The 20,521-nt window shown below is 71.6% G+C and carries 16 protein-coding genes, 1 tRNA gene and 1 pseudogene; 12 read left to right on the plus strand and 6 right to left on the minus strand.

Annotated features, from left to right (window positions below; genetic code table 11):
* Positions 1-63: 63 nt before the first annotated feature.
* The 6 genes from rsmG to rpmH all read right to left on the minus strand — a co-directional run bounded on the left by rsmG (position 64) and on the right by rpmH (position 3,542).
* Complete coding sequence (gene rsmG, locus HCN08_RS06200; RefSeq protein WP_167981852.1) at positions 64-804, minus strand: 16S rRNA (guanine(527)-N(7))-methyltransferase RsmG; 741 nt, start codon at positions 802-804, stop codon at positions 64-66.
* Between the two features lie 95 nt (positions 805-899).
* The gene (locus HCN08_RS06205; protein WP_167981853.1) at positions 900-1,418 is read right to left on the minus strand and encodes a Jag family protein; all 519 of its coding nucleotides are present in this window, start codon (positions 1,416-1,418) and stop codon (positions 900-902) included.
* Positions 1,419-1,443: 25 nt separating this feature from the next.
* Positions 1,444-2,670 carry a membrane protein insertase YidC gene (yidC, locus tag HCN08_RS06210; RefSeq protein WP_322974260.1) on the minus strand — a complete coding sequence of 409 codons (1,227 nt, stop codon included), beginning with the start codon at positions 2,668-2,670 and terminating at the stop codon, positions 1,444-1,446.
* 2 nt (positions 2,671-2,672) lie between these two features.
* A complete protein-coding gene (yidD, locus tag HCN08_RS06215) occupies positions 2,673-2,990 on the minus strand; it encodes a membrane protein insertion efficiency factor YidD (protein WP_167981854.1) in 318 nt (105 codons plus the stop codon).
* On the minus strand, positions 2,987-3,385 hold the full coding sequence (rnpA, locus tag HCN08_RS06220; RefSeq protein WP_167981855.1) for a ribonuclease P protein component: 399 nt from the start codon (positions 3,383-3,385) through the stop codon (positions 2,987-2,989). The genes yidD and rnpA overlap by 4 nt, the downstream gene beginning before the upstream one ends.
* Before the next feature lie 19 nt (positions 3,386-3,404).
* Positions 3,405-3,542, minus strand: a complete 138-nt coding sequence (gene rpmH, locus HCN08_RS06225; RefSeq protein WP_030543677.1) for a 50S ribosomal protein L34 — start codon at positions 3,540-3,542, stop codon at positions 3,405-3,407.
* Positions 3,543-3,935: 393 nt separating this feature from the next.
* On the opposite strand from rpmH, the gene dnaA reads away from it, so the two are divergent.
* The 12 genes and pseudogenes from dnaA to HCN08_RS06285 all read left to right on the plus strand — a co-directional run bounded on the left by dnaA (position 3,936) and on the right by HCN08_RS06285 (position 20,507).
* Entirely contained in the window at positions 3,936-5,696 is a 1,761-nt protein-coding gene (gene dnaA / locus HCN08_RS06230; RefSeq protein ID WP_167981856.1) for a chromosomal replication initiator protein DnaA, read from the plus strand.
* Between the two features lie 733 nt (positions 5,697-6,429).
* Complete coding sequence (gene dnaN / locus HCN08_RS06235) at positions 6,430-7,560, plus strand: DNA polymerase III subunit beta (RefSeq protein WP_167981857.1); 1,131 nt, start codon at positions 6,430-6,432, stop codon at positions 7,558-7,560.
* A gap of 43 nt (positions 7,561-7,603) precedes the next feature.
* Positions 7,604-8,578: pseudogene (gene gnd / locus HCN08_RS06240) on the plus strand (phosphogluconate dehydrogenase (NAD(+)-dependent, decarboxylating)); the annotation flags it as partial.
* Between the two features lie 52 nt (positions 8,579-8,630).
* Positions 8,631-9,845, plus strand: coding sequence for a DNA replication/repair protein RecF (recF, locus tag HCN08_RS06245; protein ID WP_167981859.1), 1,215 nt, complete (start codon positions 8,631-8,633; stop codon positions 9,843-9,845).
* Positions 9,842-10,378 (plus strand): DUF721 domain-containing protein, encoded by a 537-nt coding sequence (locus HCN08_RS06250; protein ID WP_167981860.1) that lies wholly within the window; start codon positions 9,842-9,844, stop codon positions 10,376-10,378. Before recF ends, HCN08_RS06250 begins: the two co-directional genes overlap by 4 nt.
* 469 nt (positions 10,379-10,847) lie before the next feature.
* Positions 10,848-12,848: a DNA topoisomerase (ATP-hydrolyzing) subunit B gene (gene gyrB / locus HCN08_RS06255; RefSeq protein WP_167982057.1), complete on the plus strand. Its 2,001-nt coding sequence runs from the start codon at positions 10,848-10,850 to the stop codon at positions 12,846-12,848.
* Positions 12,849-12,891: 43 nt separating this feature from the next.
* Complete coding sequence (gyrA, locus tag HCN08_RS06260) at positions 12,892-15,585, plus strand: DNA gyrase subunit A (RefSeq protein ID WP_167981861.1); 2,694 nt, start codon at positions 12,892-12,894, stop codon at positions 15,583-15,585.
* 3 nt (positions 15,586-15,588) lie between these two features.
* Positions 15,589-16,278 (plus strand): DUF3566 domain-containing protein, encoded by a 690-nt coding sequence (locus tag HCN08_RS36425; protein ID WP_167981862.1) that lies wholly within the window; start codon positions 15,589-15,591, stop codon positions 16,276-16,278.
* A 95-nt stretch (positions 16,279-16,373) separates the two neighbouring features.
* Positions 16,374-16,447 (plus strand) — tRNA-Ile (locus HCN08_RS06270).
* A gap of 185 nt (positions 16,448-16,632) precedes the next feature.
* Positions 16,633-16,773, plus strand: a complete 141-nt coding sequence (locus tag HCN08_RS35075) for a DLW-39 family protein (protein WP_199923322.1) — start codon at positions 16,633-16,635, stop codon at positions 16,771-16,773.
* Between the two features lie 183 nt (positions 16,774-16,956).
* The gene (locus HCN08_RS06280) at positions 16,957-18,975 is read left to right on the plus strand and encodes a VWA domain-containing protein (protein ID WP_167981863.1); all 2,019 of its coding nucleotides are present in this window, start codon (positions 16,957-16,959) and stop codon (positions 18,973-18,975) included.
* Positions 18,976-19,172: 197 nt separating this feature from the next.
* On the plus strand, positions 19,173-20,507 hold the full coding sequence (locus HCN08_RS06285; RefSeq protein ID WP_167981864.1) for a hypothetical protein: 1,335 nt from the start codon (positions 19,173-19,175) through the stop codon (positions 20,505-20,507).
* Positions 20,508-20,521 lie beyond the last annotated feature (14 nt).

A 20,521-nucleotide genomic window follows, 5' to 3' on the forward strand; every position in this document is an offset into this window, starting at 1 on the left:
GCCGGACTGTACGGTCCGGTCGCCCCGCCCGGCCCCGTCGCACCCTGTCCCGCCCCGCCGTGCTCAGCGGCGCCGGCGTCCGGCCGCGCCGCCCCGCGGGGCACGACTGGCCCGGGCCGCCTTGGCCCGCCGGGTCGCCGCGCGGACACCACCGGGGCTCTCCCCCACCTGGACCCGCACCACGGTGGACAACGGCTCCACCACGCCCTCGCCGACCTGCACCACCGAGGCGCCGACCGCGCCGAGCCGGCCGAGCGCCGCACGGGCCGCCCGCAGCTCGTCCTCGGCGGTATCCCCCTTGAGGACGGCCATCTCACCGTGCGGGCGCAGCAGCGGCAGCCCCCAGCCGGCCAGCCGCTCCAGCGGCGCCACCGCCCGGGCGGTCACCACGTCCACCGGCGGCAGCTTGCCGACCATCTCCTCGGCGCGCCCGCGTACCACCGTCACATTGGCCAGCCCCAGCAGCCGTACCGCCTCTTCGAGAAAGGTGGTGCGGCGCAGCAGCGGCTCCAGCAGGGTGATCTCCAGATCGGGCCGGGCCAGCGCCAGCGGGATGCCGGGCAGGCCGGCGCCGGAGCCCACGTCGCACACCGACACGTGCGCGTCGATCACCTCGGAGAGCACCGCGCAGTTCAGCAGATGCCGCTCCCACAGCCGCGGCACCTCGCGCGGACCGATGAGGCCGCGCTGCACCCCGGCGTCCGCCAGCAGCTCGGCATAGCGCACCGCGTCGGCGAAGCGCTCGCCGAACACCGCCCCGGCCTGCTCCGGCGGCGCGGGAAGCTCCGCAGCTGCCTCCGTCACGGCACTGTCCTTTCGTCGGTGGTTCCAGGCTGACAAGCTTCGGCCCCGCCTGCGAGGCGAGCAGACGGGGCCGAACGATCATGGGGTGCAGCCGGTCAGACCGGCAGGACGACCACCCGGCGCTGGGGCTCCTCGCCCTCGGACTCGCTGCGCAGGCCCGCGGCGGCGACCGCGTCATGCACGACCTTGCGCTCGAACGGCGTCATCGGGTCCAGCGTGACCGGCTGCCCGGTCTCCTTGGCCTCGGCCGCCGCCTCCGCGCCCAGCTGCGCCAGCTCGGCGCGCTTACGGGCCCGGAAGCCGGCGATGTCGAGCATCAGGCGGCTGCGCTCACCGGTCTCCCGGTGCACCGCGAGCCTGGTCAGCTCCTGGAGCGCCTCCAGCACCTCGCCGTCCCGGCCGACGAGCTTGGACAGCTCGCGCGCGGACCCGTCACCGACGATCGACACCGAGGCGCGCTCGCCCTCGACATCCATGTCGATGTCACCGTCGAGGTCGGCGATGTCCAGCAGCCCCTCCAGGTAGTCCGCCGCGATCTCGCCCTCCTGCTCCAGCCGGGTCAGGGTCGCGGACGGACCGCTGTCGGATGCCGTGCCGCTCTTGACGTCGCTCACGCCTGGCCTCTCCTCTTGCTTCCTCTTACTTCTTCTTCGACGACAGGTTGGTCGGCTTGGACTTGGCTCCGGGCTGCTTGCCCGCCGTGCCGCCGCCCTGCTTCTGACCACCCGATCCGGCCCGTGGGGCACCGGCCCGGGGCGCGCCGGCCCGCGGGGCACCACCGCCGGACTTGGGCTTCCCGCCGGACGCCTTGGCGCCGCCGTCGGTCTTCGCCGGGGCCGAGTCCTGCTTCTGGGCGCCGCCCGCGGCACCCGAGCCGCCGGCTCCCGTGGCACCCGCGCCCTGGCCGCCCGCGCGCGGGGCGCCGCCGGGGGCGGTGCCACCGGTCTGCCGCTTGGCCTTGGGCTGCCGCTTGGGCTGCGTGCGGTTGGCCCGCGCGACCTCGACGGCCTCCTTGGCCGCGACCTCCTCGGGCGCCTCGACGAGCTTGCCCTTGGCCCGCAGCCGCTCCTGGCGCTGCTGGAAGGCCAGGCTGCCCGGGGTGGGGTTGCGGTAGATCACGAACATCTGCTGGCCCATGGTCCACACGTTGGTGGTCAGCCAGTAGATGAGGACACCGACGGGGAAGTTGATGCCGAGGACGGCGAAGATCAGCGGGAAGACGTACATCAGCATCTTCTGCTGCTGCATGAACGGCGTCTTCACCGACATGTCCACGTTCTTCGTCATCAGCTGGCGCTGGGTGAAGAACTGCGAGGCCGACATCAGCACGATCATGATGATGGTGACGAGCCGCACATTGGTGAGGGTGGCGCCGAGCTCACTGGCCTTCGACGCGCTGTCGAGGAACTTCGCCGACAGCGGGGCGCCGAAGATGTGCGCGTTCTGCGCGCTCTGGACGAGGCTGTGGTGGATCACACCGACCTCGTTGCCCTTCGCGATGTTGCTCAGCACGTGGTACAGCGCGAAGAAGAACGGTGACTGCGCCAGAATCGGCAGGCACGAGGAGAGCGGGTTGGTGCCCGTCTCCTTGTACAGCTTCATCATCTCTTCGGACTGCTTCTGGCGGTCGTTCTTGTAGCGCTCCTGGATCGCCTTCATCTTCGGCTGGAGCGCCTGCATGTTCCGCGTCGACTTGATCTGCTTGACGAACAGCGGGATCAGGCAGATGCGGATCAGGACCACCAGCGAGACGATGGACAGACCCCACGCCCAGCCGCTGTCCTTGTCGAAGATCAGGCTGTAGAACGAGTGGAACTGGACGATGATCCACGACACTGCGTCGTATAGGGGGTTCAGGATCCCCACGGTCAGGCTCCTTGGGCGTGAGAGGGTCCGGTGGGCTCGGGCGTGACGGGCCCGTCGGAGCCGCCCCGCAGTGCGCGGCGCAGCAGTTCGTGCCATGGCGGTCGCTTGCGCGGCGGTACATGGTCCACACCACCGGGCGACCACGGGTTGCACCGGAGGATGCGCCACGCGGTCAGGGCGGTGCCCTTGATCGCGCCATGCCGGTCGATGGCGGTGTACCCATAGTGCGAGCACGACGGGTAATACCGGCAGACCGGGCCGAGCAGCGGACTGATCGTCCACTGGTACAGCTTGATCAGTGCCAGCAGCGGGTATTTCATTGAGCCACCCTCCCCTCGGCGTCGCCACGGGTGTCACGGCCCAGCAGCCGCGTCAGCGCGGCGTCCAGGTCGAGGGCCAGCTGTGCATGGTCCGCCTTCCCGGCCTCGGGAAGAGCGCGTACCACTACCAGGCTACCGGGGGGCAGCAGGGACAGACGCTCCCGGACGAGATGCCGCAGTCTGCGCTTGACCTGATTGCGCTGGACCGCGCCGCCGACCGCTTTGCTTACGACGAAACCCGCACGGGCCGGGGGAGTGCTCTCCCCAGGCACATGCGGGTCTGTGGCGTCGCGGCGCAGATGGACGACCAGCAGCGGGCGGCCCGCCCGGCGTCCACGGCGCACGGCCGTAGCGAAATCCTGGCGCCGCCTCAGCCGATTCTCGGAGGGCAGCACGACATCAGGCCTGGGGCGATCAGGCGGACAGGCGGGCGCGACCCTTGGCACGGCGGGTCGCGAGGATCGCGCGACCGGCACGCGTCCGCATGCGCAGACGGAAGCCGTGGGTCTTGGCACGACGGCGGTTGTTCGGCTGGAAAGTGCGCTTGCTCACTTGAGGGCTCCAGGGGAGTTCGGTCCTGCGGGGCGGGGCGTCGCCTGGCTGTCACCGTGCGCCCACGAAGCACTCGCGGACCAGACGGGTCACCGCTTGAACGACCGCCCGGGGGCGTCAACGTCCCGGAGGATCCTCGCCTCGAAGTAGGCAGGCGGCAGCAGCCATCGACAACTCGACCTCGATACGGTACGTGCGGCTAGGCCATCCGGTCAAACCCGGCGCCGCGGCCCCGCCATTTGTACACACCCTGTGGACAACGACTTGAACCGTGCACGCCGCCCTGATTACCGTGGCTGAACTCCGTACTCTTCCCGCCCCTCATCAGATCCACACGTCCGCGGGAGCCCGCCACCCCTACAAGCAACTCAGCAACCCGAGAGAGCGTGCCCTGTGGCTGACGTAAGCGCCGATCTTGCCGCAGTGTGGCCGCGGGTACTGCAGAAGCTGCTGGCGGCGGGGGAGGACCTCAAGCCGACGCACGCGCAGTGGCTGCGCCGTATCCAGCCGCTCGCGCTGGTCGCCGGCACCGCCGTGCTCTCGGCGCCCAACGAGTACGCCAAGAACATCCTGGAGGGCCAGCAGCTGCGGCAGCTGATCACCGATGTGCTCAGCCATGAGTTCGGTCACACCGTGGGCATCGCGATCGCGGTCGCGTCCGGCGGCGACCAGGACCAGGAGGCCGCGCCGCCCGCCCCGCACCGGGAGCACCCGGGACACCAAGGTCACCAGGGCCATCCGGAGCCCCCGGAGCCGCAGCGCGGCGGCCCCGGCGACCCGTACGAGGAGCCGCACCGGCCCCGGCACGCCTACCGGGAGCAGCCCGAGAGCGGCGACTGGACCCCGCGCAACCCCGCCGACAGCTGGCAGCAGCCCGGGCTCGGCAACTGGGGCGTGCCGCAGGCCGGCGGCTTCCAGGACCGCGGCCCCTACCGCCCCGAGCGGCCGGACGGCTACGGGACCGTCCCCCACCAGCCGCTGCCCTCCGACCGCCCGCCGCCGCCCGACGGCATGGGCGCGGGCTCCGGAGGCCGGGGCGGCGCGGGGCCGGGCTCCCACCCGGGCCCCCACTCGCATACGGGCTCAGGCCCGGGCGCGGGCGGCAGCGGCGGCTCGGTGGAGCCCACCGCGCGGCTGAACCCGAAGTACCTCTTCGACACCTTCGTCATCGGCGCCTCCAACCGCTTCGCGCACGCCGCCGCCGTGGCGGTCGCCGAGGCGCCGGCCAAGGCGTACAACCCGCTCTTCATCTACGGCGAGTCCGGGCTCGGCAAGACGCACCTGCTGCACGCGATCGGCCACTACGCGCGCAGCCTCTACCCGGGCACCCGGGTCAGGTACGTCAGCTCCGAGGAGTTCACCAACGAGTTCATCAACTCCATCCGGGACGGCAAGGCGGACGCGTTCCGCAAGCGCTACCGGGACATGGACATCCTGCTGGTCGACGACATCCAGTTCCTGGCGCAGAAGGAGTCGACGCAGGAGGAGTTCTTCCACACCTTCAACACGCTGCACAACGCCAACAAGCAGATCGTGCTGTCCTCGGACCGGCCGCCCAAGCAGCTGATCACCCTGGAGGACCGGCTGCGCAACCGGTTCGAGTGGGGATTGATCACCGACGTCCAGCCGCCCGAACTGGAGACCCGGATCGCGATCCTGCGCAAGAAGGCCGTGCAGGAGCAGCTGAACGCGCCGCCCGAGGTGCTGGAGTTCATCGCCTCGCGGATCTCCCGCAACATCCGGGAGCTGGAAGGCGCGCTGATCCGGGTGACGGCCTTCGCGAGCCTGAACCGGCAGCCGGTGGACCTGCAGCTCACCGAGATCGTGCTGAAGGACCTGATCCCGGGCGGCGAGGACTCGGTGCCGGAGATCAGCGGGACGGCGATCATGGCCGAGACGGCCGCCTACTTCGGTCTGGCGGTGGACGACCTGTCGGGTTCGTCACGCAGCCGGGTACTGGTCACCGCGCGGCAGATCGCGATGTACCTGTGCCGGGAGCTGACGGACCTGTCGCTGCCGAAGATCGGCGCGCTGTTCGGCGGGCGCGACCACACCACGGTGATGCACGCCGACCGCAAGATCCGCTCGCTGATGGCCGAGCGGCGGTCGATCTACAACCAGGTGACCGAGCTCACCAACCGCATCAAGAGCTGAGACCCGCTCCCACGCTGTTCGATTCCCCGGCGCCGCGGTCCTGTTGTCCACAGGACCGCGGCTTTTTTGTCGTCCACACCCTGGGGACACCGCAGTTGTCCCGATACTCTCCACAGCGGCCCGCTGCGTGAGGGTGTCCCGGCAGCTCAGCCGGTTGGGGAAATGTGGGTAACCGTCGTCCACAGGCTGTGGACGGGAGAGTTGTCCCCAGCACCCGTGAGCGGTTGTCCCCAGGCCGCCCACAGGCTGGGGCCGGTTGTGCACAGCTACCGGTCAGTTCTCCACATCTTTGTCCACTGTTCGGCAACGAAATGCACTCTGTCCCACGGAAGAGTGAAAGCCGTCACACCAACGTGGTGGGTTGGCCTGGGGAGAACCTGGGTATTCCTGGGGACAGCGCTGGGGACAACCCCCATGAGCCTGTGTACGGGATGTGCACAACTTTCCTGTGTCCACAGGACGGCCCGGTTGTCCACCGCCGTCACCCACAGGCTCTGGGGATAAAAAACGTGGCCTGACCTGCGCAGGAACCGGTTATCCACGGTATCCACACCCCCTACTACTACGACTACACGTAGAGAGCGGGGAATCGGTTGGGAAGCGGGCCCTGTGCACAACTCGGCCCTCGTCGCCCGACCCTCCGTGTCGCCGCTTGACGCCAAGCCGCTCCGAGTGACAGTGCTGTGCGTCAGACTGTTCCCCGACAGTCGGCAACAAGCAGGAGGCGGTTCCGGTGAAGATCCGGGTGGAGCGCGACGTACTCGCCGAGGCTGTGGCGTGGGCAGCACGCAGCCTCCCGGCCCGTCCCCCGGTGCCGGTGCTCGCCGGGCTGCTGCTCAAGGCCGAGGAGGGCCAGCTGAGCCTGTCCGGCTTCGACTACGAGGTCTCGGCCCGGGTCGCCGTCGAGGCCGAGGTGGACGAGGAGGGCACCGTCCTGGTGTCCGGCCGACTGCTCGCCGACATCTCCCGGGCGCTGCCCAACCGCCCGGTGGAGATCTCCACCGACGGCGTCCGCGTCACCGTCGTGTGCGGCAGCTCGCGCTTCACCCTCCACACACTCCCTGTGGAGGAGTACCCGGCGCTGCCCGCGATGCCGGTGGCCTCCGGCACGGTCTCCGGCGAGGTCTTCGCCGCCGCCGCCAGCCAGGCCGCCATCGCCGCGGGCCGGGACGACACCCTGCCGGTGCTCACCGGCGTGCGGATCGAGATCGAGGGCGACACGGTGACGCTGGCCGCCACCGACCGCTACCGCTTCGCCGTCCGGGAGTTCCTGTGGAAGCCCGAGCAGCCCGACATCTCCGCGGTCGCCCTGGTGCCCGCCAAGACGCTGCAGGACATCGCCAAGTCGCTCACCAGCGGCGACACCGTGTCCATCGCACTGGCCGGCTCCGGCGCCGGTGAGGGCCTGATCGGCTTCGAGGGCGCCGGCCGCCGCACCACGACCCGGCTGCTGGAGGGCGACCTGCCCAAGTACCGCACGCTCTTCCCCACCGAGTTCGCCTCCGTCGCGGTGATCGAGACCGCGCCCTTCGTCGAGGCCGTCAAGCGCGTCGCCCTGGTCGCCGAGCGCAACACCCCGGTGCGGCTGAGCTTCGAGCAGGGCGTGCTGACCCTGGAGGCCGGCTCCAGCGAGGACGCACAGGCTGTGGAAAGGGTCGACGCGACGCTGGAGGGCGACGACATCTCCATCGCCTTCAACCCGACGTTCCTGCTCGACGGCCTGAGCGCGATCGACTCCCCGGCCGCGCAGCTGTCGTTCACCACGTCCACCAAGCCGGCCCTGCTCAGCGGGCGCCCGGCCGTCGACGCCGAGGCCGACGAGGCGTACAAGTACCTGATCATGCCGGTGCGGCTGTCCGGCTGAGCCCGCCCGCAGCGCCCGCCGCCGCCGACGTAGGCTCGTCCTCAGGTCAGGTTCACGGTCAAGGCAGCGGCAAAGCGGCACCCGGGTACATCCCGGGCGTCCCGGACGCCGCCCGGCGCTTCGAAACGAAGGAAGTGTGATGGAGCTCGGTCTCATCGGTCTCGGCAAGATGGGCGGCAACATGCGCGAGCGGATCCGCCGCGCGGGCCACACCGTCATCGGCTACGACCGCAACCCGGACGTCGCCGATGTCCACAGCCTCAAGGAGCTTGTGGACAGCCTGCAAGGGCCGCGGGTGGTGTGGGTCATGGTGCCGGCCGGCGCCGCGACGCAGTCCACCATCGACGAGCTGGGCGAGCTGCTCTCCCCCGGCGACCTGGTCATCGACGGCGGCAACTCCCGCTGGACGGACGACGAGAAGCACGCCGACCAGCTGGCCGGCAAGGGCATCGGCTTTGTCGACTGCGGTGTGTCCGGCGGTGTGTGGGGCCTGGCGAACGGCTACGCGCTGATGTACGGCGGCAAGGCCGAGGACATCGCCAAGGCGCAGCCGATCTTCGACGCGCTCAAGCCGGAGGGCGACAGCGGCGCGGTGCACGCCGGCCGGGTCGGCGCGGGGCATTTCGCGAAGATGGTCCACAACGGCATCGAGTACGCGATGATGCAGGCTTACGCCGAGGGCTGGGAGCTGCTGGAGGCGGTGGACTCGGTCACCGACGTCCGCGAGGTCTTCCGCTCCTGGAAGTCGGGCACGGTCATCCGCTCCTGGCTGCTGGACCTGGCCGTCGACGCCCTCGACAAGGACGAGCACCTGCACGGGCTGCGCGGCTACGCCGACGACTCGGGCGAGGGCCGCTGGACGGTGGAGGCCGCGATCGACAACGCGGTGCCGCTGCCGGCGATCACCGCCTCCCTCTTCGCGCGGTTCGCCTCCCGGCAGGACGACTCGCCGCAGATGAAGATGATCGCCGCGCTGCGCAACGAGTTCGGCGGCCACGCGGTCACCGCCGCCGAGTAGCACCCGAGTAGCACTGCAGGGAGGTCGGCGCGGCGACGCGCCACGCAAGACGATGCACGTAGCGCACCTGTCGCTCGCCGACTTCCGCTCCTACGCCCGGGCCGAGGTCCCTCTCGACCCGGGCGTCACGGCTTTCGTGGGCCCCAACGGGCAGGGCAAGACCAACCTGGTCGAGGCGGTCGGCTACCTGGCGACGCTGGGCAGCCACCGGGTGGCCTCCGACGCCCCGCTGGTGCGGATCGGCGCCGAGCGCGCGGTGGTACGGGCCCAGGTCGTGCAGGGCGGCGGCGGGCCGCACGGCGACGCCCCCGCCGACGGTGAGCGCCGCCGGCTGCTGGAGCTGGAGATCAACCCCGGCCGCGCCAACCGGGCCCGGATCAACCGCTCCACGCAGGTCCGGCCGCGCGACCTGCTCGGCATCGTCCGCAGCGTGCTGTTCGCGCCCGAGGACCTGGCGCTGGTCAAGGGCGACCCCGGGGAGCGCCGGCGCTTCCTCGACGAGCTGATCACCGCCCGCGCGCCGCGGCTGGCCGGAGTGCGCGCGGACTACGAGCGGGTGCTCAAGCAGCGCAACACCCTGCTGAAGACCGCGGCGCTGGCCCGCCGGCACGGCGGCAAGGGCGCGGACTTGTCCACGCTCGACGTGTGGGACCAGCACCTGGCCACGGCCGGCGCCGAGTTGCTGGCCCAGCGCCTGGACCTGGTGGCGGCGCTGCAACCGCGGGTGGACAAGGCGTACGAGCAACTGGCGCCCGGCGGCGGCCCGGTGGGCCTGGAGTACCGCTCCAGCGCCGCGGCGGCAGGTGCGGACGGCACGGACGGCACGGCCGGTGCGCCCGGCGACGAGGCCCTGGCGGGGGCGAGCGGTCGCGCCGAGCTCTTCCAGCTGCTGCTGGAGGCGCTGACGCGGGCCCGCCGGCAGGAGATCGAGCGCGGGGTGACGCTGGTCGGCCCGCACCGCGACGATCTGCTGCTGAAGCTGGGCCCGATGCCCGCGAAGGGGTATGCGAGCCACGGCGAGTCGTGGTCGTACGCGCTCGCGCTGCGGCTGGCCTCGTACGAGCTGCTGTGCGCGGACGGCGACGAGCCGGTGCTGGTGCTGGACGACGTCTTCGCGGAGCTGGACGTCCGGCGCCGGGAGCGGCTCGCGGAGCTGGTCGCGCCGGGCGAGCAGGTGCTGGTCACGGCCGCGGTGGACGACGACGTGCCGGGGGCGCTGCGCGGGGCGCGCTTCGCGGTGGAGAACGGAACGGTGGTACGGCAGTGAGCGACTCGACCCCACCCGCGCCCCGCCCCGCCGAGCCCTCCGGGGTGGACCTGGCGCGGGTCGCGCTGCGCGCGGCGAAGGAGCAGGCCCGCGCCCGGGGCGCGGCGGCGGTGCAGAAGAAGCAGGCCAGGCGCGGCGGCCTGCGCAGCGGCGCGCACGCCGACGGGCGGGACCCGCTGCCGCTGGGCGCGGCCATCAACCGGCTCATCACCGAGCGCGGCTGGGAGGCGCCGGCCGCGGTCGGCGGGGTGATGGGCCGCTGGCCGCAGCTGGTCGGCCCGGAGGTCGCCCAGCACTGCGCGCCCGAGCGCTACGACGAGGAGGAGCGGGTCCTCACCGTGAGCTGCGACTCCACGGCGTGGGCGACCCAGCTGCGGCTGCTGGCCCCCACCCTGGTGGCCCGGCTCAACTCCGACCTCGGCCACGGCACCGTCAAGCTGCTGAAGGTGCTGGGCCCGGCCGGCCCCCCGCGCGGTTACGGCGGCCGGCTGCGCGCTCCCGGCAGCCGCGGCCCCGGCGACACCTACGGCTGAGCCGGCCCGGCACCCCGCCCCGGCCCGCCCGGCCCCGTAGCCCCCGTGATCCGCGTAACCCGCGCGGCCCACCGCTCGTACGCGCGTACGAACGCGGCGCCGTACCGCGGACCGGTCCCGTACGCCCTGATGAAACCCCAGGTCACAGCGCTGTGTCGGACCTGTGTGCGAGCCTGGGAGCAGGTTCGGGGGAGCGGTCGGCGGGGTCCCTGCTGAGCGTAGCCGGGCCTTGACAGCCGGAAGCCCTGGACGCCCGTGTGAGCGGTTTTGAGGCCGGGGCCGCGTGGAGGGAGTCTCACGACCGCGGTTTTGGGCGGCACATGGGAAGGGAGGTACCGGCAAAGCCCCATTCGGGTCGGCGCTACCGGTAGACTGGTCCCAACAACCGCCCTCCCCTGGCGACGCGGCAGGGGTACCCCAGCGGAACATGTCGAAGACGCAGCCGATCCCGCCCTGCGGGACCCGGCATGTGCTGTGCCAGAAAGGGCGCTTCGTGGCCGATTCCGGCAACCCCAACGAGAACTCCAGCAAGTCCTACGACGCCAGCGCGATCACCGTGCTCGAGGGCCTCGACGCGGTACGCAAGCGCCCGGGCATGTACATCGGCTCGACCGGTGAGCGCGGTCTGCACCACCTCGTGCAGGAGGTCGTGGACAACTCGGTCGACGAGGCGATGGCCGGCCACGCCGACACCATCGACGTCACGATCCTGCCCGACGGCGGCGTGCGCGTGGTGGACAACGGGCGCGGTATCCCGGTCGGCATGGTCGCCTCGGAGGGCAAGCCGGCCGTCGAGGTCGTGCTGACCGTGCTGCACGCCGGCGGCAAGTTCGGCGGCGGCGGCTACGCCGTCTCCGGCGGCCTGCACGGCGTCGGCGTCTCGGTCGTCAACGCCCTGTCCACCCGGGTCGCGGTCGAGGTGCGCACCGACGGCTACCGCTGGACGCAGGACTACAAGCTCGGAGTGCCGACGGCGCCGCTGGCCCGCAACGAGCCGGTCGAGGAGACGGGCACGTCGGTGACCTTCTGGGCCGACGGCGACATCTTCGAGACGACGGACTACTCGTTCGAGACGCTCTCCCGCCGCTTCCAGGAGATGGCCTTCCTCAACAAGGGCCTGCGCATCTCGCTCACCGACGAGCGCCCCGACCACGTCGACGAGGAGGGCAAGCCCCTGTCCGTCACGTACCTCTACGAGGGCGGCCTGGTCGACTATGTGACGTATCTCAACTCGCGCAAGGGCGAGCTGATCCACCCCACCGTGATCGACATCGAGGCCGAGGACAAGGAACGGCTGCTGTCGGTCGAGGTCGCGATGCAGTGGAACAGCCAGTACAGCGAGGGCGTCTACAGCTTCGCCAACACCATCCACACCCATGAGGGCGGCACCCACGAGGAGGGCTTCCGCGCCGCGCTGACCAGCCTGGTCAACAAGTACGCGCGCGAGAAGAAGCTGCTGCGGGAGAAGGACGACAACCTCAACGGCGAGGACATCCGCGAAGGCCTGACCGCGATCATCTCGGTCAAGCTCGGCGAGCCGCAGTTCGAGGGCCAGACCAAGACCAAGCTCGGCAACACCGAGGCGAAGACCTTCGTCCAGAAGGTCGTCCACGAGCACTTGAGCGACTGGCTGGACCGCAACCCCGTCGAGGCCGCGGACATCGTCCGCAAGTCGATCCAGGCGGCCACCGCCCGGGTCGCGGCCCGCAAGGCGCGCGACCTGACCCGCCGCAAGGGCCTGCTGGAGTCGGCGTCGCTGCCGGGCAAGCTCGCCGACTGCCAGTCCAACGACCCGTCCAAGTGCGAGATCTTCATCGTCGAGGGCGACTCGGCCGGCGGCTCCGCCAAGTCCGGCCGCAACCCGCAGTACCAGGCGATCCTGCCGATCCGCGGCAAGATCCTCAACGTCGAGAAGGCCAGGATCGACAAGATCCTGCAGAACCAGGAGATCCAGGCGCTGATCTCCGCCTTCGGCACCGGCGTGCACGAGGACTTCGACATCGCCAAGCTGCGCTATCACAAGATCATCCTGATGGCGGACGCCGACGTCGACGGCCAGCACATCAACACCCTGCTGCTGACCTTCCTCTTCCGCTTCATGCGCCCGCTGGTGGAGGCCGGACACGTCTACCTGTCCCGCCCGCCGCTGTACAAGATCAAGTGGGGCCGGGACGACTTCGAGTACGCCTACTCCGACCGCGAGCGCGACGCGCTGGTGGAGCTCGGCAAGCAGAGCGGCAAGCGGATCCGCGTGGACTCGATCCAGCGCTTCAAGGGCCTGGGCGAGATGAACGCCGAAGAGCTGCGCGTCACCACCATGGACATCGACCACCGTGTGCTCGGCCAGGTCACGCTGGACGACGCGGCGCAGGCCGACGACCTGTTCTCGGTCCTGATGGGCGAGGACGTGGAAGCCCGCCGCTCCTTCATCCAGCGCAACGCCAAGGACGTCCGGTTCCTGGACATCTGAGTCGGCCCCCCCATTGGCCGTGTGAAAGGACTATCTGACAGCGATGGCCGACGACGAGACCCCCCCGAACCTGCCCCCCGTGCCCGACGTCCCCGAATCCGAGCGCGAACTGCGCAACGAGGCCGGCGGACTGCGGGTCGAGCCCGTCGGGCTCGAGACCGAGATGCAGCGCAGCTACCTCGACTACGCGATGTCCGTCATCGTCTCGCGTGCGCTGCCCGACGTCCGGGACGGCCTCAAGCCCGTGCACCGCCGGGTGCTGTACGCCATGTACGACGGCGGCTACCGGCCGGAGAAGGGCTTCTACAAGTGCGCCCGCGTCGTCGGCGACGTCATGGGCACCTACCACCCGCACGGCGACTCCTCGATCTACGACGCGCTGGTCCGCCTCGCGCAGCCGTGGTCGATGCGGATGCCGCTCGTGGACTCCAACGGCAACTTCGGCTCCCCGGGCAACGACCCGGCCGCCGCCATGCGGTACACCGAGTGCCGCATGATGCCGCTGTCCATGGAGATGGTCCGGGACATCGACGAGGAGACCGTCGACCTCCAGGACAACTACGACGGCCGCAACCAGGAGCCGACGGTGCTGCCGTCGCGCTTCCCGAACCTGCTGATCAACGGCTCGGCCGGTATCGCGGTCGGCATGGCCACCAACATCCCGCCGCACAACCTGCGCGAGGTCGCCGACGGCGCCCAGTGGTGCCTGGCCAACCCCGACGCGAGCCCGGAGGAGCTGCTGGACGCGCTCATGGAGCGCATCAAGGGCCCCGACTTCCCGACCGGCGCACTGGTCGTCGGCCGCAAGGGCATCGAGGAGGCGTACCGCACCGGCCGCGGCTCGATCACCATGCGGGCGGTCGTCGAGGTCGAGGAGATCCAGAACCGGCAGTGCCTGGTCGTCACCGAGCTGCCCTACCAGGTCAACCCGGACAACCTGGCGCAGAAGATCGCCGACCTCGTCAAGGACGGCCGGATCGGCGGCATCGCCGACGTCCGCGACGAGACGTCCTCGCGCACCGGCCAGCGGCTGGTCATCGTCCTCAAGCGGGACGCGGTCGCCAAGGTCGTGCTGAACAACCTCTACAAGCACACCGACCTGCAGACCAACTTCGGCGCCAACATGCTGGCCCTGGTCGACGGGGTGCCGCGCACCCTGTCGCTGGACGCCTTCATCCGGCACTGGGTCACCCACCAGGTAGAGGTCATCGTCCGGCGCACCCGCTTCCGGCTGCGCAAGGCCGAGGAGCGCGCCCACATCCTGCGCGGCCTGCTCAAGGCGCTCGACGCGATCGACGAGGTCATCGCGCTGATCCGGCGCAGCGACACCGTCGAGGTCGCGCGCGAGGGCCTGATGGGCCTGCTGGACATCGACGAGATCCAGGCCAACGCGATCCTGGAGATGCAGCTGCGCCGGCTGGCCGCCCTGGAGCGGCAGAAGATCATCGCCGAGCACGACGAGCTGCAGGCGAAGATCAACGAGTACAACGCGATCCTCGCCTCGCCCGCCAAGCAGCGGCAGATCATCAGCGAGGAGCTGCAGGCCATCGTCGACAAGTTCGGCGACGACCGGCGCACCAAGCTGGTGCCCTTCGACGGCGACATGTCCATGGAGGACCTGATCGCCGAGGAGGACATCGTCGTCACGATCACCCGCGGCGGCTACGTCAAGCGGACCAAGACCGAGGACTACCGCTCGCAGAAGCGCGGCGGCAAGGGCGTACGCGGCACGAAGCTCAAGCAGGACGACATCGTCGACCACTTCTTCGTGACCACGACCCACCAGTGGCTGCTGTTCTTCACCAACAAGGGCCGGGTCTACCGCGCCAAGGCCTACGAGCTGCCCGACGCCGGGCGGGACGCGCGCGGCCAGCACGTCGCGAACCTGCTGGCCTTCCAGCCCGACGAGCGGATCGCCCAGATCCTGGCCATCAAGGACTACCAGGCGGCGCCGTACCTGGTGCTCGCCACCAAGTCCGGCCTGGTGAAGAAGACCCCGCTCAAGGACTACGACTCCCCGCGGGCCGGCGGCGTCATCGCCATCAACCTGCGCGAGGCCGAGGGCGAGGGCGGCCTGGGCGGTACGCCCGACGAGCTGATCGGCGCCGAGCTGGTCTCGGCCGAGGACGACCTGCTGCTGGTCAGCCGGAAGGCGCAGTGCATCCGGTTCACCGCCTCGGACGACGCGTTGCGGCCGATGGGCCGGGCGACCTCCGGGGTCAAGGGCATGAGCTTCCGCGAGGGCGACGAGCTGCTGTCCATGAACGTGGTGCGGCCCGGCACGTACGTCTTCACCGCCACCGACGGCGGCTACGCCAAGCGCACCTCGGTCGACGAGTACCGGGTGCAGGGGCGCGGCGGCCTCGGCATCAAGGCGGCCAAGATCGTGGAGGATCGCGGCTCCCTGGTCGGCGCGCTCGTCGTCGAGGGCACCGACGAGATCCTGGCCATCACGCTCAGCGGCGGGGTGATCCGCACCCGCGTGAACGGGGTGCGTGAAACCGGACGTGACACCATGGGCGTCCAATTGATCAACCTCGGCAAGCGCGACTCCGTGGTCGGTATCGCGCGCAACGCCGAAGCGGAGGATGATCCGGAGGCGGCCGGTCCCGCCGTTATGGGCGAGGATGGGTCCGCAGACGGAATCGAACAGGTCACGTCCGGCAGCGGGCAGGACGCCGGGCAGGACGTTACGGCCGGGGGCGCAGCGCCCGCGGCCGGTGAACCGGAGGAGTAAGCCGTGAGCGGAGCCACGGGCGGCGCGGGCGGGTCCGGCACGGCCGGCGGATCCCGTGGCTCGGCCAACGGACCCGACCAGGGGGGATACGCAGTGACGGGCACGCGACAGCAGCCGGCCCAGCCGCACCAGCCGCCGCAGGCCTACGCGCCCCCGCCGCCCGGCGCCCCACCGGTGCCCCCGGGCGGCACGCAGGGCGGCCACGGCGGCACCCGGGCCGGCGCGCAGGCCCGCCCCGGCGCGTCCGGCGGCGCGCACGGCTCATCGGCCGCCGCCGGAGTGCGCCGCCCGCGCCCCGCGGCGCGCACGGTGCCGCGCACCCGCAAGGCGCGGCTGCGGGTGTCGAAGGCCGACCCGTGGTCGGTGATGAAGGTCAGCTTCCTGCTGTCCATCGCGCTGGGCGTCTGCACGATCGTGGCGGTCGCGGTGCTGTGGATGGTGCTGGACGCGATCGGCGTCTTCAGCACCGTCGGCTCCACCATCTCCGACGCCACCACGTCCGAGCAGGGCGGCAAGGGCGGCTTCGACCTGGTGTCGTTCCTGTCGCTGTCGCGCGTGATGCTCTTCACGACGGTCATCGCCGTCATCGACGTCGTCCTGGCCACCGCGCTGGCGACGCTGGGCGCGTTCATCTACAACCTGTCGGCGGGCTTCGTGGGCGGCGTGGAGCTGACCCTCGCCGAGGACGAGTAGCCACCGGGTGCCGTGGGGTGCGCCGGGGCCCGCGGGCCCCGGCGATACCGATTTTGGGACACGGCCGGGCGTGCGCTAATCTTTCGTTGCAGCGCGGGGCTATAGCTCAGACGGTTAGAGCGCTTCCCTGATAAGGAAGAGGCCCCAGGTTCAAGTCCTGGTAGCCCCACCGCGTGATGAGCCACCTACTCGGTCGAGTGGGTGGCTCTTCTGCGTTCGCGGGCCTCTCCGTTATTGCTCGGCTGCGGTCTACGGGTCCGTAACCGGGGCGCAGGTCACTGTTCGGTATCGGCTGCTGTGTATAGTCGGGCGCGTCAGAAGGTGTCCCCCACGCATGAAGGAGGAGGTCGCGCGATGAAGAAGTTTCTCCTGGTTGCACTGGCCGCCGTCGCCGGGTTGTTCGTCTACCGACAGATCCAGGCGGATCGCGCCGAGCAGGACCTGTGGACGGAAGCCACTGACTCGGTCCCGGCGGGTTCCGGCGCGAACGTGTGACGTGGCGGTGGGCGCCGTGAGGTTGCCGGCACCGCCCTGGGTCCCGGCCGCAGTGACTGCGGCCGGGACCTTCGTTGTTGCAAGGCCGTGACCGTAGCCGCTTGAGTTTGCGTGAGCAAATTATTAGCTTTGCTTGAGCAAACCGCCGTGCGGGTGGCTGCGGATACGAGGGGGAATGGCGCCATGGGACGACGACCACCGCCGGGTCGGCTGCGTGCGCTGCCGGCCGCCGGGCTGCTGTGCGCGGCGGTGAGCCTGCTGGGCGCGCCGGCCGCGGTGGCGGCGCCGCCGGGGACGGTTCCTGGGTCTGCTCCTGGGACGGCTTCTGGTTCCGCGCCGGGGCTGGCACCGAGGTCTGCTCCCGCGCAGGACGGCAGCCTGGTGATGGTGCTGGACTCCTCCGGGTCGATGGCCGGGCCCGACGGCTCGGGCCACACCCGCATCGAGTCGGCCCGCACCGCCGTGGACTCCGTGGCGGACGCGCTGCCCGACGGCTACCCGACTGGCCTGCGCGTCTACGGCGCCGGCAAGACGCACGGCTGCGACGACACCTCGCTGGCCCGGCCCGTCACCGCGCTGGACCGCGCCGCCGTCAAGGCCGCGGTGGGCGCCGTAAGCCCCAAGGGCGACACCCCGACCGCGCTCGCGCTCACCAAGGCCGCCGCCGACCTGCCGGCGAAGGGCCGGCGCACCATCCTGCTCATCTCGGACGGCGAGTCCGACTGCGGCGCCCCCGAGCCCTGCGACGTCGCCGCGCAGCTCGCCGGGGACGGCCTGGACCTGCGGATCGACACCGTCGGCTTCCAGGTGCGGGGCGCCGCCAAGGACGAGCTGGAGTGCATCGCCAAGGCCGGGCACGGCGCCTACTACGACGCCCCGGACGCCGCCGCGCTCGCCCGCCAGCTGGTCCGCGCCTCGCAACTGAGCGCCGAGGCCTACCGGATGGCGGGCACGCCGGTCACCGGCGGGGCGACCCCGGCGGCGGCCCCGGCCCTGGCGCCCGGGCAGTACACCGACACCATCGGCCCCGGCGAGACCCGCTGGTACGCCGTCACGCTCGACGCGGCGAGCACCGCGGACCTCTCCGCGACCGCCGCCCCGCAGCCGGGTGTGCCGGTCGGCTACGGGGACGGGCTGGAGCTGAAGCTCACCGGGACGGGTACGTACGCTTTCACGTGCGACACCGGGACCGCGCACTTCGGGCAGGACGAGGGCGCGATGACGCTGACCGGCGCGGTCAGCCGGGTGCCGAGCCATGACCACCGCGACGACTGCGACAAGGCCGGCCGCTACCTGCTGGCCGTGCACCGCACCAGCGCGGCGACCTCCGACCCCGGGCGCTGGCCGGTCGAGCTGCGCTTCGACGAGGAGACGCCGCTGCCCGCCGGCACGGTCCCGGCCGCCGCGCGCACCGACTACGGCACCGCGCCCGCGCCGCTGACCGGCACACCGCAGGACGTGGCCGGCGGCACCGGCTTCAACGACGCGACGACGCTGACCAAGGGCGTGTGGCGGGACCGGCTGCTGCCGGGGCAGACCCGGTATTACAAGGTGCACGTCGGATGGGGCCAGCAGCTCACGTACGCGGCCGAGTTCGCCAACGAGCCGGTGATCGACAAGGCCGCGGCGGCGTCCACCTTCGTACGGACCAGCGCGTACGCACCGGGTCGGCTGCCGCTGCGGGACGCCTCGGGGGCGAGCGACGACCGCTCGTACACCGGCAGCCCGGTGGCGGTCGGTGTCGGGACGGTGCCGGTGACGTGGACGAACCGCTGGGTCGACGAGGGCGACGCCGAGGCCGTGCACAGCGCGGGCGACTACTGGATCGCGCTCGGCCTCGGGCCGGACGCCGCGCAACTGGCCCGCAACACCGCCGTCGGGGTGATCCTGCGGGTGAACGTGACCGGTACGGAGCTGTCCGGGCCGCAGTACCAGGCGCCGCCGCTGGCCGCGCAGGGGGATGCGGCGCGGGGCGCGGGCGACGGGAAGGGCGCGGGGCCGGGGCCGGCCGGTGCCGGGTCCATGGCCGGCGCGTCGGCCGGCGCGTCCGGGACCTCCGGGGCTTCCGGGCCTTCCGGTGGCGGGCTGCGCGGCATGGACCTGGTCGCCGCGGGTACGGGCGGCGCGGTCGCGCTCGCCGGGATCGGGGTGGCGGCGCTGGTGCACCGCCTGCGGAGCCGTACGGCAAGGGGTGGGGCATGAGGGGCATGACACGGGGGAGCACGATGGGGCACGCGATACGCAAGGCGATAGGTAAGGCGGTACGTCCGGTGATACGACCGGCGGTTCGTCCGGTGATCGGCATGACGGCTCGTACGCGGATACGTCCGGCGGCGCGTAGGGCAGCTCGTCCGGTGATACGTCCGGCGGCGCGCGGGCGGCGGGGTGTGCTCGCCGCGGTGGGTGCGCTCGCGGCGCTGGGCGTGCTGGCCGGGCCCGCGTACGCCGACGGGACGGGCGGGGCGACACCGGGGGCGCCCGCGACCTGGCAGCCGCAGGGCGCGCAGCTCACCGGCGCCGCCACCACCGCGGACGCGCCCGCGATGAAGCCGGGCGTCACGTACCGGGACGTCGTCAAGTCCGGCGAGACCCGGGTCTACGGCGTCGCCCTGGACTCCGTCTCCTCCGCCTACGTCTCGGCCTTCGCGCTTCCGCCGCTCGGCGGTCGGGTGGCGTACGGCGACGGCATCGAGCTGAAGCTGGAGAGCGCGGACGGCGACACGTGCGACAGCGACGACGCGCACTTCAGGACCGACGGCGGGGTGCGGCCGGTCGGCACCGCGGTCGCCCGGACCATCGAGAAGGACGGCAGTTGCCAGGACGCCAACCAGTACACGCTGTCCGTGCATCGCACGAGCGACGGCGCCTCCGACCCCACGCCCTGGCCGCTGGAGCTGCGCTTCGTGCTGGAGCCGCCGCTGAAGGCGGGCGCGAGCGCCGGGCCGCCGCCCGCGGACCCCGACGGCACCGGCACCGCCTCGCCCACCCCGCTGATCAGCGGGACCCCGCGGCAGGCGGCCGGCGGGCCGTCCTTCGACACCGCCGCGGCGGTCAAGACCGGCATCTGGAAGGACCGGGTGCTGCCGGGCGAGACCCGCTTCTACAAGGTCCCGGTCGACTGGGGCCAGCAGGCCACCGTCTTCGCCGACTTCTCCACCGCCCCGACCCTCGACGACTCCGCGTTCGTCGCCTCGGGCGTACGGCTGGACACCTACAACCCCGTACGCGGGCTGGTGGACGACCAGGACCACTCGTACGACGGCACGCAGACCTCGGTGCATGAGCAGCTGGCCCCGGTGGCGTACGCCAACCGGGAGGCGGACGACACCGACGTCGCGGTGGTGCGCTTCGCGGGCTGGTACTACTTCGCCGTCACCGTGCACCCGGACGTGGCCAAGGCGGTACGCGGCCCGGTGCCGGTGACGCTGCGGATCGAGGTCTCGGGCGCGGCGAAGGCCGGCCCGGCGTATGCGGGGGACGCGGGGGCGGCCGGCATCGGCGTCGGGGCGCATGACGTGTCCTCCGCGAACGGCAGCCCGCAGTCCGCGGCGTCGGCCTCGGGCAGTACGTCGGCGCGGCGCTTCCTGGGCTTCGCGGCGGTGGGCGCCGGCGTGGTGCTGCTGGTGGCGCTGGGCGTGTGGACGCTCGCGGCCCGCCGCCGGCCGGCCCTGCCGGACACCGTCACGCAGCCGGGCCCGCCGCCTTCGGGCTTCGGGCCGCCGCCGCAGTGGTGAGCCGCTGAGCCTTT

Origin of the sequence: Actinacidiphila epipremni (genome assembly GCF_012034175.1) — a bacterium.
Taxonomy (GTDB): Bacteria; Actinomycetota; Actinomycetes; order Streptomycetales; family Streptomycetaceae; genus Actinacidiphila; species Actinacidiphila epipremni.

Excerpts from the sequence above, each read along its gene's own strand:
- yidD (WP_167981854.1), bottom strand. The coding sequence starts at position 2,990 with ATGAAATACCCGCTGCTGGCACTGATCAAGCTGTACCAGTGGACGATC.
- recF (WP_167981859.1), top strand. The coding sequence starts at position 8,631 with ATGCACGTAGCGCACCTGTCGCTCGCCGACTTCCGCTCCTACGCCCGG.
- gyrA (WP_167981861.1), top strand. The coding sequence starts at position 12,892 with ATGGCCGACGACGAGACCCCCCCGAACCTGCCCCCCGTGCCCGACGTC.
- HCN08_RS35075 (WP_199923322.1), top strand. The coding sequence starts at position 16,633 with ATGAAGAAGTTTCTCCTGGTTGCACTGGCCGCCGTCGCCGGGTTGTTC.
- HCN08_RS06280 (WP_167981863.1), top strand. The coding sequence starts at position 16,957 with ATGGGACGACGACCACCGCCGGGTCGGCTGCGTGCGCTGCCGGCCGCC.